Raw genomic sequence first — 14,112 nt, forward strand, 5'->3', positions numbered from 1 at the left:
CATGCCTCGCACCAGTGTCGGACGCATCCCGATCATGGACGTCACCCCGCTCGTCGACCGGGGCCGGCTGCCCGCCAAGGCCACCGTCGGCGAGCCCTTCCCCGTCACGGCGCGCGTCTTCCGCGAGGGACACGACCGGCTCTCGGCCGAGGTCGTCCTCACCGATCCCTCCGGCACCCGGCGCGACCCCGTGCGGATGGAGAAGCACCCCACGGTCCCCGACCTGCACACCGCCTGGGTGACCCCGGACGCCGAGGGTGCGTGGACCTTCGAGATCCGGGCCTGGTCGGACCCGATCGCCACGTGGGAGCACCACGCTGACGTGAAGATCCGCGCCGGCGTCGACGTGGACCTGATGTTCACCGAGGCCCGGCTGCTCCTCGAGCGGGTGCTGCGGGAGCCGGGGCTCGACGCCCGCGACACCGAGGTGCTGCAGGCCGGCCTGGCGGCCGCCACCGACACAATCCGCCCGGTCGAGGCACGGCTCGCGGCGCTGCAGGACCCCGAGCTGGAGCAGGTGCTGCACGACCACCCGCTGCGCGAGCTGGTGAGCGTCGACGGCCCCTTCCCGGCGTACGCCGACCGCAACCGCGCGCTCGTCGGCTCGTGGTACGAGTTCTTCCCCCGCTCCGAGGGCGCCACCGAGGACCCCGCGACGGGCAGGGTCACCAGCGGCACCTTCCGCACCGCCGTCTCCGGCCTGGAGCGGGCGGCCGCCATGGGCTTCGACGTCGTCTACCTCCCGCCGATCCACCCGATCGGCGAGGTCAACCGCAAGGGGCCGAACAACACCCTCACGCCCGGCCCGGAGGACACCGGATCCCCGTGGGCGATCGGCTCCAAGGACGGCGGCCACGACGCGATCCACCCCGACCTCGGCACCTTCGAGGACTTCGACGCGTTCGTCGCCCGGGCCCGCGAGCTGGACCTGGAGATCGCCCTGGACCTGGCGCTGCAGGCCGCACCCGATCACCCCTGGGTGAGCGAGCACCCGGAGTTCTTCACCACCCGCGCGGACGGCACGATCGCCTACGCGGAGAACCCGCCGAAGAAGTACCAGGACATCTACCCGATCAACTTCGACAACGACCCCGAGGGGATCTACGCCGAGGTGCTGCGGGTGGTCCGGCTGTGGATGTCCCACGGGGTGCGGATCTTCCGCGTGGACAACCCGCACACCAAGCCGCTGGAGTTCTGGGAGCGGCTGCTGGGCGAGATCCGCGAGACCGACCCGGACGTGATCTTCCTGTCCGAGGCGTTCACCCGACCGCCGATGATGCACGGGCTCGGCGCGATCGGCTACCACCAGTCCTACACCTATTTCACCTGGCGCACCGAGAAGGGCGAGGTGGAGGACTACCTGCGCGAGGTGTCCGGCGAGTCCGACCACCTGATGCGGCCGAACTTCTTCGTCAACACGCCGGACATCCTGCACGAGTTCCTGCAGTACGGCGGCCCGCCGGCCTTCAAGATCCGCGCCGTCCTCGCCGCGATGGGCTCCCCGAGCTGGGGCGTCTACTCCGGCTACGAGCTCTTCGAGCACGTGGCCGTCCGGCCGGGCAGCGAGGAGTACCTGGACTCGGAGAAGTACCAGATCCGGGTCCGGGACTGGGCGACGGCGGAGGCGAGCGGCCAGACGCTGGCGCCGTACCTCACCCGGCTCAACGAGATCCGCCGCGCGCACCCCGCGCTCCAGCAGCTGCGCGACCTCACGGTGCACCACACCGACGACGACCACACGATCTGCTTCTCCAAGCACGACCGGATCACCGGCGACACGGTGATCGTGGTGCTCAACCTGGACCCGCACAACACTCGGGAGACCACGGTGCACCTGAACATGCCGGCGCTCGGGCTGGACTGGGGCGACTCGTTCGTCGTGCACGACGAGCTGAGCGACCAGACCTGGACCTGGCACGCGCACGACTACGTGCGGCTCGACCCGCACCACGAGCCCGCGCACATCCTGGCCGTGAGGGAGGTCTGAGTGGTCTCGACAGGCTCGACCAGCGAAGCGCGCGGCTCGACCAGCGAAGCACGCGGCTCGACCAGCGAAGCGCGCGGCTCGACCAGCGAAGGGCACGGCTCGACCACCGAAGCGCGCGGCTCCACCAGCGAGCTGGCGGTGCTCGGCGAGGAGCCGGACTGGTTCAAGGGCGCGGTGTTCTACGAGGTCCTGGTCCGCTCCTTCCGCGACTCCAACGGCGACGGCGTCGGCGACTTCAAGGGGCTGACCGAGAAGCTGGACTACCTGCACTGGCTGGGCGTGGACTGCCTGTGGGTGCCGCCGTTCTTCACCTCGCCGCTGCGTGACGGCGGGTACGACGTCGCCGACTACACCGACATCCTCCCCGAGTGCGGGACGGTCGAGGACTTCCGGGAGTTCGTCGCGCAGGCGCACGAGCGCGGCATCCGGGTGATCATCGACTTCGTCATGAACCACACCAGCGACCAGCACCAGTGGTTCCAGGAGTCGCGGCGCGACCCGGACGGGCCCTACGGCGACTACTACGTCTGGTCCGACTCCGACGACCTCTACCAGGACGCCCGGATCATCTTCGTCGACACCGAGCCGTCGAACTGGACCTGGGACCCGGTCCGCCAGCAGTACTACTGGCACCGGTTCTTCCACCACCAGCCCGACCTCAACTTCGACAACCCGAAGGTCCAGCAGGAGATGCTGGACGCGATGCAGTTCTGGCTGGACATGGGCCTGGACGGCTTCCGGCTGGACGCGGTGCCCTACCTCTACGAGCGGCCCGGCACCAACGGCGAGAACCTGCCCGAGACCCACGACATGCTCAAGCGGGTCCGCAGCTTCGTCGACGAGAACTACCCCGGCACGGTGCTGCTGTGCGAGGCGAACCAGTGGCCGGCCGACGTGGTGGAGTACTTCGGCGACACCGCCGTCGGCGGCGACGAGTGCCACATGGCCTTCCACTTCCCCGTCATGCCGCGGCTGTTCATGGGCGTGCGCCGCGAGTCGCGCTACCCCATCTCGGAGATCCTCGAGCAGACCCCGCAGATCCCCGAGGGCTGCCAGTGGGGCATCTTCCTGCGCAACCACGACGAGCTGACCCTGGAGATGGTCACCGACGAGGACCGCGACTACATGTGGGCGGAGTACGCCAAGGACCCGCGGATGAAGGCCAACATCGGCATCCGCCGCCGGCTCGCCCCGCTGCTGGACAACGACCAGAACCAGATCGAGCTGTTCACCGCGATGCTGCTCTCGCTGCCCGGCTCCCCCGTCCTCTACTACGGCGACGAGATCGGGATGGGCGACAACATCTGGCTGGGCGACCGGGACGGCGTACGCACGCCGATGCAGTGGACCCCCGACCGCAACGCGGGGTTCTCCACCGCCACGCCCGGGCGGCTGCACCTGCCGGCGGTGCAGGACCCGGTCTACGGCTACGCCGGGGTGAACGTCGAGGCACAGCTGGAGAACCCGTCCTCGCTGCTGCAGTGGACCCGGCGGATGGTGCACGCGCGCAAGCAGCACCCCGCGTTCGGCCGCGGCACGTTCGTCGACCTCGGTGGGTCGAACCCGTCGGTGTTCTCCTACGCCCGGGAGTTCACCCCCACGGAGGACCCGGAGTCGGGCACCGACGTGATCGTGTGTGTCAACAACCTGAGCCGCTTCCCCCAGCCGGTCGAGCTCGACCTGCGGCGCTGGGAGGGGATGGTCCCGGTGGAGCTGCTCGGCGGGGTCCCCTTCCCCGCGATCGGGGAGCTGCCGTACCTGCTGACGCTCGGCAGCTACGGCTTCTACTGGTTCCGGCTCACCCAGGCTCCGGGAGGACACGCATGACCGCGCTCGCCGACTATGTGACGGCCGCGCGCTGGTTCGGCGGCAAGGGCCGCCCCGCGCGGGTCGCCGGCACGCGCCGGGTCGGACGGATCGGCCACGGCACCGACCCGGTCGTGGTCGTCGACCTGGTCGAGGTGGAGTACGACGACGGCGGGGAGCCGGAGCTCTACCAGCTCCCGCTCGCCCTCTACCCAGCACCGCAGGACCGGCTCGAGCACGCGCTGGTGGGCTCCTGGGAGGACCCCGAGCACGGGGCGGTGCACGCCTACGACGCGATCCACGACCGGGACGCGATGGCGGCCTGGCTGGCCGAGCTGGACCGGACGCCCGAGGCGGACTCCGCGGAGTCGCTGCGGCCGGAGACGCCGGGGCTGTCCTTCCACCGGCTGCCCGGCCACGACCTGGACGTCACCACGCACTCGACCCCGTTCTCCGGGGAGCAGTCGAACTCCTCGGTGATGTTCGGCGAGGACGCGCTGTTGAAGGTCTTCCGCAAGGTCACCCCCGGTCGCAACCCCGACATCGCGGTGCACGACGTGCTGACCCGTGCCGGGTCCGACCACGTCGCCGCCCTCTACGGCTGGGTCTCCAGCGGGGACGTGGACCTGGCGATGCTGCAGGAGTTCCTGCGCACGGCGACCGACGGGTGGGATCTCGCCCTGGCCAGCGTGCGCAACCTGTTCGCCGAGGGCGACCTGCACGCCGACGAGGTCGGCGGCGACTTCGCCGGCGAGGCGGCTCGCCTGGGCACGGCGCTGGCCGAGGTGCACGCCACGCTGGCCGAGGAGTTCCCCACGCGGGAGCGGGGGCCCGAGCAGATGCGCGAGCTGGCCGAGGCGATGAACCGCCGGCTGGACGAGGCGCTGCCGGTGGCGCCGGCGCTCGCCGAGCACGAGGCGGCACTGCGGGCGGCCTACGACGACGTGGCCAACCACCCCGGGGACCGGGCCCAGCAGGTGCACGGCGACCTGCACCTGGGGCAGACCCTGCGGACGGTGCACGGGTGGAAGATCGTGGACTTCGAGGGCGAGCCGGCCAAGCCGCTGGCCGAGCGGGTGCTGCCCGACTCCCCCTGGCGCGACGTCGCGGGGGTGCTGCGCTCCTTCGACTACGCCCCGCAGGTGGTGGCGATGGGCCTGGGCGACGGGCACGACGAGGCCGAGCGGCAGCGGCGCTTCCGGGCCGAGGAGTGGTCGACCCGCAACCGCGCCGCGTTCCTGGACGCCTACGCCGGCGGGCGACAGCTCACCGACGCCGAGCAGGCTCTGCTGACGGCGTACGTCGCGGACAAGGCCGTCTACGAGACCGTGTACGAGACGCGCAATCGACCCGCCTGGGTCGACGTACCCCTGGCGGCCATCGGCCGCGAGCTCAGCGCTGGAGGTGCTGCATGACGATCGAGCCTGCCCTGCTGGACCAGCTCGCCGCGGGCGAGTACGGCGACCCCCACGGCCTGCTCGGCGCCCACGCCGGCGAGGACGGGGTGACCATCCGGACGTTCAAGCCGCTGGCCTCCTCGGTGGTCGCGGTGACCGACCGCGGCGAGGTCGAGCTGACCCACGAGCACGCGGGGGTGTGGTCGGGCGTGGTGCCTGGCGACACCGTGCCGGACTACCGGATCCGGGTCGCCTACGACGGGCCCGCGGTCGAGGTGGACGACCCGTACCGCTACCTGCCCACGGTCGGGGAGACCGATCTGCACCTGATCAACGAGGGCCGCCACGAGGAGCTGTGGAAGGTCCTCGGGGCGCACGTGCGGCACTACGACAACGGGGTCAGCGGCACGTCCTTCGCGGTGTGGGCGCCGCATGCGCGCGGCGTGCGGGTGAAGGGCGACTTCAACCACTGGGACGGCCGCGAGCACCCGATGCGGCAACTGGGGTCCTCGGGGGTGTGGGAGCTGTTCGTGCCCGGGATCGGCCACGGCGAGCACTACAAGTACGCCGTCCTCGGCGCCGACGGCCAGTGGCGGGACAAGGCCGACCCGATGGCCTTCCACGCCGAGGTGCCGCCGCGGACGTCGTCGCGGGTCTATGAGTCGACCTACGAGTGGGGCGACCAGGACTGGATGGCCGCCCGCGACTCCCGCAACCCGCTGCAGCGGCCGATGGCGACCTACGAGATGCACCTGGCGTCGTGGCGGCGTGGGCGGACCTACCGGGAGCTGGCCGACGAGCTGGTGCCCTACCTGACCGACCTCGGCTTCACGCACGTGGAGTTCATGCCGGTGATGCAGCACCCGTTCGGCGGGTCGTGGGGCTACCACGTGACCGGCTACTACGCCGCGGACTCGCGGCTGGGCGACCCCGACGACCTGCGCTACCTCATCGACCGGCTGCACCAGGCCGGCATCGGGGTGATCCTGGACTGGGTGCCCGGCCACTTCGCGACCGACGAGTGGGCGCTTCCCCGCTTCGACGGGACGCCGCTGTACGAGGACCCCAACCCGCAGCGCGGCTGGCACCGCGAGTGGGGCTCCTACATCTTCAACTTCGGCCGGCACGAGGTGCGCAACTTCCTCTACGCCAACGCGCTGTTCTGGCTGGAGGAGTTCCACGCCGACGGGCTGCGGGTCGACGGCGTGGCGTCGATGCTCTATCTGGACTACTCGCGCGAGGAGGGCGAGTGGACGCCGAACCGGTACGGCGGCCGGGAGAACCTCGAGGCGGTGCAGTTCCTCCAGGAGATGAACGCCACCGTCTATCGGCGGGTCCCCGGCGCGGTCACGATCGCCGAGGAGTCGACCGCCTGGCCCGGCGTCACCAGCCCCACCGACGCCGGTGGGCTGGGCTTCGGGTTCAAGTGGAACATGGGCTGGATGCACGACACTCTGGGCTACCTGGCCAACGAGCCGATCTACCGGCAGTACCACCACGGCCAGATGACCTTCCCGCTCGTGTACTCCTTCTCGGAGAACTACGTGCTGCCGATCAGCCACGACGAGGTCGTGCACGGCAAGGGGTCGCTGCTGCGCAAGATGCCGGGCGACCGATGGCAGGAGCTGGCGACCGTGCGCGCCTACCTGGCCTACATGTGGGCGCACCCGGGCAAGCAGCTGCTGTTCATGGGCTCGGAGTTCGGCCAGGAGGCCGAGTGGGCGGAGTCCCGCGAGCTGGACTGGTGGCTGCCCGACCACCCCGAGCACGCGGGCGTGCAGGCCGCGGTGCGCGACATCAACCGGGTGTACGCGGAGACCCCCGCGCTGTGGGAGCGCGACTCCGACCCGGCCGGGTTCTCCTGGATCGACGCCGACGACGCGGGGCGCAACGTGCTCTCCTTCATCCGGCGCGCCCCGGACTCCCCCGACCTGGTCTGTGTGTCGAACTTCTCGGCCGTCCCGCACTCCGGCTTCCGCCTGGGCCTGCCCTCGGCCGGCACCTGGCAGGAGGTGGTCAACACCGACGCCGAGGCCTACACCGGTTCCGGCGTCGGCAACCTCGGCTCGATCGAGGCGGTCCCCGAGCCGTACGGGGGCCAGCCCGCCTCGGCCGAGATCGTCGTACCTCCCCTCGCCACGCTCTGGTTCCGCCGCGCCTGACGCCACCCACCCCGCACGGCGTTCGTTTACCAGGTAGTCATGCTGCAGCGTCGCTCTACACGGCAAATTTGCCGGGTACGGCGAGGCTGCGTCACGACTACCTGGTAAATGGTCGACGGCAAGAACGCGGGCGCGAACCCCGGAACCGCTCTCAGGGGCTGTGGACAACCCCGCTGAGACGCCGCTTGTCCACAGGGGCGCCAAGCTCCACTTCTCAGGATCCCCGCCACGCGTCACGGTCGGAGCATGGATCGACTGATTGCCCTGGCCGCAGAGCGCGGGTTCTTCACCCGCAAGGACGCACGGGCGAGCGGCTTGTCCGACCGGGAGGTTGCGGCGACCATCCGGGCAGGTGTCTGGGTTCGGATCCGCCATGGCTACTACACGACCCCGGATGCCTGGACCGCGCTCACTCCGGAGGGACGGCACCTGGTTCGTGGTCGCGCGGTCTTGGACGCGATGGGAGACAGCGTCTGCCTCAGCCATGTCTCGGCGCTGGTGGCACACGGCATCGCGACCTGGGGCATGGACCTCACTCGCGTGCACGTCACCCGTCTGGACAAGGGCAGGCCGCGGGTCGAAGGGGACGTGGTCCACCACCTCGCTCAAGTGCCCGACGACGACCTCACGCGGGCTGCGGGGATGAACGTGACATCTGTGGACCGCGCTCTGATCGAGGCGGGCTCCCTGGCCACGGCGGAGAGCGCTCTGGTCTCCTTCGACTCCGCTCTTCACGCCGACGACCTCTCGCCCGACGAGCTCAAGGAGCGGTTCGACCGGATGCGGCACTGGCCGCGGACTCGGCACTTGCACGTCCCGATCCGCATGGCCAGTCCACGCCGCGAGAGTCCGGGCGAATCGCGAGGCTTCTGGATGTTCTGGGCGAACAACATCCCCGCGCCGGTCTGTCAGTACGAAGTGTGGGAGGACGGCATCCTCATCGGAACGACCGACTTCGCCTGGCCGGCTCACGGTCAGCTGGGTGAGTTCGACGGGACCATCAAGTACACCCGCCTCCTCAAGCCCGGCGAGGACGCGTCGCAGGTGGTCGTGCGCGAAAAGCGCCGCGAGGACGAGCTGCGACGGGTGACCGACTTCGGGATGATGCGCTTCATCTGGTCCGACTACGACCGCCCCGGCCAGACCTGTCATCGCCTGCGTCAGCGTCTTGAACGCAAGGCGGGATAGTCGATGTCGCCGTACCCCTCTGATGCTGAGCCCGCTGGCCGCCCCTCCGCCCTGACCATTTCCCAGGTAGTCACGACGCAGTGACGCTCTACACGGTGAATTTGCCCCGTAGGGCGACGCTCGAGCATGACTACCTGGTAAATGGCCGCGCGAGCACCGCGAGCGTCTGGCGACCGCCACCGGCGACCTCACCCCCGCGCGGGGAGTCGGGGTGCTCGCCGACCATGTGCATCGGCTGCTCAGGGTCGGCACCTAGGGTGGGACGCATGACCGACCAGCCGACCCTCACCGACGGTGTGGTGACCCTGCGACCCTGGCGCGAGGAGGACGTCGAGGCGGCGGTCGCCGGGCACGACGAGGAGATCCGGCTCTGGTTCGGCTGGAAGCCCGAGGACATCACCTCCGAGCGCCAACTGCAGGCGATCGAGGAGTGGCGCGAGGACTGGGGCAAGGGCCGGCGCCGGGCCGCCTTCGCGATCGAGCACGACGACGAGCTGGTCGGCAGCGTCGAGGTCGACCGCTCCACGGACAGCGTCGGCAGCGTGAGCTGGGCGCTGTACGCCGGGCGGAGGGGTCGCGGGTACGCCGTACGCGCCGTCCGGGTGCTGGTCGACTGGGCCCTCAGCGAGGAGGACCAGGGCGGACTCGGCCTGCAGCGGGTGGAGGCCCGGATCGACCCGCGCAACGCCTCCAGCACCCGGGTCGCGACCCGCGCCGGGCTGCGCCGGGAGGGCGAGCGGCGGCTGGTCCCCGGCATGGGCGACCGGGCCGACGCCACCGCCATGGCGATCTACGCCCGGCTCTCCACCGACCCGCCACTGACCGAGCCGGAGAGCTTCCGCGCGCTGCTCAACTCCTTCCTGCCCCGCAAGCGGGCGATCGCCCAGATGCTGGTGCGCGACACCGATGACCGCGTGCTGCTGTGCCAGCTGACCTACAAGCGCGACTGGGATCTGCCCGGGGGCGTCGTCGAGGTCGGCGAGTCCCCCCAGCTCGCGGTCTCCCGCGAGATCGTCGAGGAGCTCGGCCTGGAGATCCCCGCCGGCGAGCTGCTGCTCACCGACTGGCTGCCGCCGTGGGGCGGCTGGGACGACGCGCTCTGCCTGGTCTTCGACGGCGGCCGGCACGAGCCCGGCATCCTGGACGACGTCGTGCGCCAGGAGCGGGAGATCCGCACCGCCGAGTTCTGCACGCCGGAGCAGGTCGAGGAGCGGTGCACCGACTTCACCGCCCGCCGGGTCGCGGCCGCGCTGCGCAGCACGGGCAGCGACTACACGGAGTCCGGCCGATGAGCGAGGAGCCGCAGCAGGCCGACCCCACCTGCCTGGTCTTCCTGCCCGCACTGGGCCAGCTCCCGACCGACTGGCAGGACCAGGTCGTCGCCGTACCCACCGACTGGCGCTGCTGGGTCCCCTGGCTGCGCGGACTCAAGCCCACCGACCGGGGCACCTTCGATCTCGACGCCGCCGTCGGCGACCTGGTGAGCTTCCTGGAGACCCACGGGGTGCGCCGTACCCACGTCGTCGGCCTCTCCCTCGGCGCCCTGGTCGCCGCGCGGCTCGCGGCCCAGCACCCCGAGCTGGTGGACCGGCTGGTCCTGGCCGGGCAGTACGACGCCCCGTCGCGCTCGGCGGTCCGGGCCCAGCGCCGCGCCCTCAAGCTGACCCCGCGGCGGGTCCTGGCCGGCCGGCACCTGGACAAGGACCGGCTGCTGGCGGCCCTGGCGGAGCTCGAGCGGCTCGACCCGGCCGGCGACCGTGAGCGGGTGCATGCCCCGACCCTGGACCTCCCCGGGCCGGAGCGGATGAACCAGCAGGACCCGCAGGCGTTCAACCAGGCGGTGCTGGACTTCCTCCGCGACCCCGGCTAGCCGACGGCCCCTGTCGGGCGACGCCGGGCAGTGGCAGGATCAGCCCATGACGGGCTACGTGCACGACTTCGCCGAGGGCGACAAGGACCAGAAGGACCTGCTGGGCGGCAAGGGCGCCAACCTGGCCGAGATGACCAACATCGGGCTGCCGGTGCCGCCCGGGTTCACCATCGACACCGAGGCCTGTCGCGCCTACCTCGCCGAGGGCGGCTTCCCCGACGGGCTGCCCGAGGAGGTCACCGAGCACCTCACGGCCCTGGAGAGGACGATGGGCCGCCAGCTCGGCGCCGCCGACGACCCACTCCTGGTCAGCGTGCGCTCGGGCGCGAAGTTCTCCATGCCCGGGATGATGGAGACGGTCCTCAACGTCGGGCTCAACGACGAGTCCGTGGGCGGTCTGGCCGCCAGCAGCGACAGCGAGCGCTTCGCCTGGGACTCCTACCGTCGGCTGCTGCAGATGTTCGGCGGCACCGTCCTCGACATCGACGGGCAGCTGTTCTCCGAGGCGCTGGAGGCCCGCAAGCAGGAGAAGGGCAGCGACTCCGACCTGGACCTCGACGTCGAGGACCTGCAGGCGCTGGTCGAGCAGTTCAAGACGATCATCCGCGACGAGACCGGCCGCGACTTCCCGCAGGACCCGCGCGAGCAGCTCGACCTGGCGATCAAGGCCGTCTTCGACTCCTGGAACACCGACCGGGCCCGCCTCTATCGCCGCCAGGAGCGGATCCCCGAGGATCTCGGCACCGCGGTGAACGTGCAGGCCATGGTCTTCGGCAACTTCGGCATGGACTCCGGCTCCGGCGTCGCCTTCACCCGCGACCCCGCCAGCGGCGACCAGGGCGTCTACGGCGACTACCTGCAGAACGCCCAGGGCGAGGACGTCGTCGCGGGCATCCGCAACACCGTCTCGCTGGCGGACTTCGCCGAGATCGACCGGACGTCCTATGACGAGCTCCTGGAGATCATGAAGCGGCTCGAGGAGCACTACCGCGACATGTGCGACATCGAGTTCACCGTCGAGCGCGGCAAGCTGTGGATGCTCCAGACCCGGGTCGGCAAGCGCACCGCGGAGGCGGCCTTCCGGATCGGCCGGCACATGACCGACGAGGGCCTCATCGACACCGACGAGGCAGTACGCCGGGTCACCGGCGCGCAGCTGGCCTCGCTGATGTTCCCCCGCTTCGACGAGGACGCCGACCGCGACCTGCTGACCGTGGGGGTGAACGCCTCCCCCGGGGCCGCCGTCGGCAAGGCGGTCTTCGACTCCCCCACCGCGGTGGAGTGGGCCGCCAACGGCGAGGACGTGATCCTGGTCCGCAAGGAGACCAACCCCGACGACCTGTCCGGGATGGTCGCCGCACGCGGCATCCTCACCAGCCGCGGCGGCAAGACCTCGCACGCCGCGGTCGTGGCCCGCGGCATGGGTCGCACCTGCGTCTCCGGGGCCGACGATCTGGAGGTCGACGCCGCGGCGAAGCGCTTCACCGTCGACGGCGGAACCGTGATCGAGGAGGGCGACACCCTCTCCATCGACGGCACGACCGGCGAGGTGTTCGCCGGGGCCGTGCCCGTCGTCGACTCCGTCGTGGTGCGGCACTTCGAGGGCGACGACTCCGAGGACGACCTGATCGAGGCGGTCGACCTGGTGATGACCCGGGCCGACGACGCCCGGCGGCTGAGGGTGCGGGCCAACGCGGACACCGCCGAGGACGCCGCCCGCGCACGCCGGTTCGGCGCCGAGGGGATCGGGCTGTGCCGGACCGAGCACATGTTCCTCGGCGAGCGCCGCCAGCTGGTCGAGGACCTGATCATCGCCGAGGACGAGGCGGGCCAGGAGGCCGCTCTCGCGGCCCTGCTGCCCCTGCAGCGCGAGGACTTCGCCGGGATCCTCGAGGCGATGGACGGCCTGCCGGTCACGATCCGGCTGATCGACCCGCCCCTGCACGAGTTCCTGCCCGAGCTGACCGAGCTCTCGGTGGAGATCGCGGTCGCCGACGCCACGGGCGAGCAGGTGGAGGAGAAGAAGCGCACCCTGCTGGCCGCCGTACAACGCCTGCACGAGCAGAACCCGATGCTGGGCCTGCGCGGCGTGCGCCTGGGCATCCAGATCCCGGGCCTGTTCGAGATGCAGGCGCGGGCGATCCTGGAGGCGGCGGCGGACCGGCTCGACGCGGGCGGCGACCCACGGCCGGAGATCATGGTCCCGCTGGTCGCCAGCGTGCGGGAGCTCGACGTGGTCAAGCGGCACATCGAGGCGGTCGCCCGCGACGTCGCCGAGCGGCGTGGCCGGGAGATCCCGCACCAGGTCGGCACCATGATCGAGCTGCCCCGTGCGGCGTTCCTCGCCGACCGGATCGCCAAGAGCGCGGAGTTCTTCTCCTTCGGCACCAACGACCTGACCCAGATGTCGTGGGGCTTCTCCCGTGACGACGTGGAGTCATCGTTCTTCTCCGCCTACCTCGACAACGGCATCTTCGACGTCTCACCGTTCGAGTCGCTGGACACCCTCGGCGTCGGCGCATTCGTCCGGATGGGCACCGAGAAGGGCCGCGAGACCCGGCCCGACCTCAAGGTCGGCGTGTGCGGCGAGCACGGCGGCGACCCGGCCTCGATCCACTTCTTCCACAGCGTCGGGCTGGACTACGTCTCGTGCTCGCCGTTCCGGGTCCCGGTCGCCCGGCTGGAGGCCGGCCGGGCCAACCTCGACGCGGACTGACCCGGCGGCAGCCGCCGGAGGGTCAGAACAGCGCGGACGCGAGGTTGCGCCGCGCCGCGAGGACCCGCGGATCGTCATTGCCGACGGCGGCGAAGAGGCCGAGCAGGTGCTCGCGCGCCTTGTCCCGCTCATCCCCGGAGGTACGGCGGACCAGGTCGATCAAGCGGTTGAACGCGTCGTCGACGTGCCCGCCCAGCATGTCCAGGTCCGCGACCATGGTCTGCGCGTCCACGTCGTCGGGGTTGTCGGCGGCCGCGGCGCGCGCCGCGTTCAGGTCCGCGCCCTGCGTGCGCTGCAGCACGGTCGCCATCGCCAGGCCGGCGGCGGCCTCCGCGTCGGCAGGGTTGGCGTCCACGAGCTTCTGGTACTCGCGCACCGCGCCCTCGATGTCGCCGGCCTCCAGCGCGTCCTGGGCGGGGGCGTAGCGCGGGTCGATGGTGGGCCCGCCGTCCTCGTCCTCCCCGGCCGGCGCTCCGGTCGACCGCGGCTGGTGCCGCCCCGCGACGCCCTGCGCGGTGAGCTGCTGGACGACCTGCTGCAGCAGGGTGCGCAGCTCGTCCTCCTGCGGCGCGTCCTGCAGCAGCGGCATCGGTCGGCCGTCGACGACGGCCACCACGAGCGGCACGGACGGGATCTGCATCGCCTGGGCGATCTGCGGGGTCGCGTCGATGTCGACCAGGCCGACCAGGAAGCGGCCCTCGAACTCGTCGGAGAGCCGGGCAAGGTCGTCGGCGAGCCGGCCGCTCTCCGGGGACTGGGTCCGGGAGAAGAAGACCAGGATCACCGGCGCCGTCGTGGAGGCCTCCAGCACCGACTGGAAGTTCTGCTCGTCCAGCAGCACCGAGTAGGAGCCGACGGCGCCCGGAGCCCCGCCCGGGCCGCCGGCCGGCGCTCCCTGGAGGCCGGACAGGTCGACCGCGCCGGGGCGGCTGAAGGACTGGTCGGAGCCCTGGGGGCCCTGCGGGTTCTGCGACTGCGTCATGCGC

9 protein-coding genes are annotated in these 14,112 nt (G+C 71.2%); 8 read left to right on the forward strand and 1 reads right to left on the reverse strand.

The window, feature by feature from the left end; all coding sequences use genetic code 11:
• Position 1: 1 nt before the first annotated feature.
• From K8W59_RS10945 to ppdK, 8 genes are all read left to right on the forward strand, one after another.
• Positions 2–1,987, forward strand: coding sequence for an alpha-1,4-glucan--maltose-1-phosphate maltosyltransferase (locus K8W59_RS10945; RefSeq protein ID WP_223393743.1), 1,986 nt, complete (start codon positions 2–4; stop codon positions 1,985–1,987).
• 132 nt (positions 1,988–2,119) lie between these two features.
• Positions 2,120–3,814, forward strand: coding sequence for a maltose alpha-D-glucosyltransferase (gene treS / locus K8W59_RS10950; protein ID WP_223399788.1), 1,695 nt, complete (start codon positions 2,120–2,122; stop codon positions 3,812–3,814).
• Positions 3,811–5,208, forward strand: coding sequence for a maltokinase N-terminal cap-like domain-containing protein (locus K8W59_RS10955; RefSeq protein ID WP_223393745.1), 1,398 nt, complete (start codon positions 3,811–3,813; stop codon positions 5,206–5,208). The genes treS and K8W59_RS10955 overlap by 4 nt, the downstream gene beginning before the upstream one ends.
• The gene (gene glgB, locus K8W59_RS10960; protein WP_223393747.1) at positions 5,205–7,352 is read left to right on the forward strand and encodes a 1,4-alpha-glucan branching protein GlgB; all 2,148 of its coding nucleotides are present in this window, start codon (positions 5,205–5,207) and stop codon (positions 7,350–7,352) included. The genes K8W59_RS10955 and glgB overlap by 4 nt, the downstream gene beginning before the upstream one ends.
• A gap of 246 nt (positions 7,353–7,598) precedes the next feature.
• Positions 7,599–8,540, forward strand: a complete 942-nt coding sequence (locus K8W59_RS10965; RefSeq protein ID WP_223393749.1) for a type IV toxin-antitoxin system AbiEi family antitoxin domain-containing protein — start codon at positions 7,599–7,601, stop codon at positions 8,538–8,540.
• A 266-nt stretch (positions 8,541–8,806) separates the two neighbouring features.
• Positions 8,807–9,832 carry an NUDIX hydrolase gene (locus K8W59_RS10970; protein WP_223393751.1) on the forward strand — a complete coding sequence of 342 codons (1,026 nt, stop codon included), beginning with the start codon at positions 8,807–8,809 and terminating at the stop codon, positions 9,830–9,832.
• Complete coding sequence (locus tag K8W59_RS10975; RefSeq protein ID WP_223393753.1) at positions 9,829–10,410, forward strand: alpha/beta fold hydrolase; 582 nt, start codon at positions 9,829–9,831, stop codon at positions 10,408–10,410. The genes K8W59_RS10970 and K8W59_RS10975 overlap by 4 nt, the downstream gene beginning before the upstream one ends.
• 46 nt (positions 10,411–10,456) lie before the next feature.
• Entirely contained in the window at positions 10,457–13,126 is a 2,670-nt protein-coding gene (gene ppdK, locus K8W59_RS10980; protein WP_223393755.1) for a pyruvate, phosphate dikinase, read from the forward strand.
• 22 nt (positions 13,127–13,148) lie between these two features.
• On the opposite strand, the gene K8W59_RS10985 is transcribed toward ppdK, so the two are convergent.
• On the reverse strand, positions 13,149–14,108 hold the full coding sequence (locus tag K8W59_RS10985; protein ID WP_223393757.1) for a co-chaperone YbbN: 960 nt from the start codon (positions 14,106–14,108) through the stop codon (positions 13,149–13,151).
• Between the last annotated feature and the right edge of the window lie 4 nt (positions 14,109–14,112).

It is taken from the genome of Nocardioides rotundus (assembly GCF_019931675.1).
Classification (GTDB): domain Bacteria; phylum Actinomycetota; class Actinomycetes; order Propionibacteriales; family Nocardioidaceae; genus Nocardioides; species Nocardioides rotundus.

What these genes read in the sequence shown, in the direction of transcription:
- glgB (WP_223393747.1), top strand. Translation starts at nt 5,205, where the DNA reads ATGACGATCGAGCCTGCCCTGCTGGACCAGCTCGCCGCGGGCGAGTAC.
- K8W59_RS10985 (WP_223393757.1), bottom strand. Translation starts at nt 14,108, where the DNA reads ATGACGCAGTCGCAGAACCCGCAGGGCCCCCAGGGCTCCGACCAGTCC.
- ppdK (WP_223393755.1), top strand. Translation starts at nt 10,457, where the DNA reads ATGACGGGCTACGTGCACGACTTCGCCGAGGGCGACAAGGACCAGAAG.
- K8W59_RS10955 (WP_223393745.1), top strand. Translation starts at nt 3,811, where the DNA reads ATGACCGCGCTCGCCGACTATGTGACGGCCGCGCGCTGGTTCGGCGGC.
- K8W59_RS10970 (WP_223393751.1), top strand. Translation starts at nt 8,807, where the DNA reads ATGACCGACCAGCCGACCCTCACCGACGGTGTGGTGACCCTGCGACCC.
- K8W59_RS10965 (WP_223393749.1), top strand. Translation starts at nt 7,599, where the DNA reads ATGGATCGACTGATTGCCCTGGCCGCAGAGCGCGGGTTCTTCACCCGC.
- K8W59_RS10945 (WP_223393743.1), top strand. Translation starts at nt 2, where the DNA reads ATGCCTCGCACCAGTGTCGGACGCATCCCGATCATGGACGTCACCCCG.
- K8W59_RS10975 (WP_223393753.1), top strand. Translation starts at nt 9,829, where the DNA reads ATGAGCGAGGAGCCGCAGCAGGCCGACCCCACCTGCCTGGTCTTCCTG.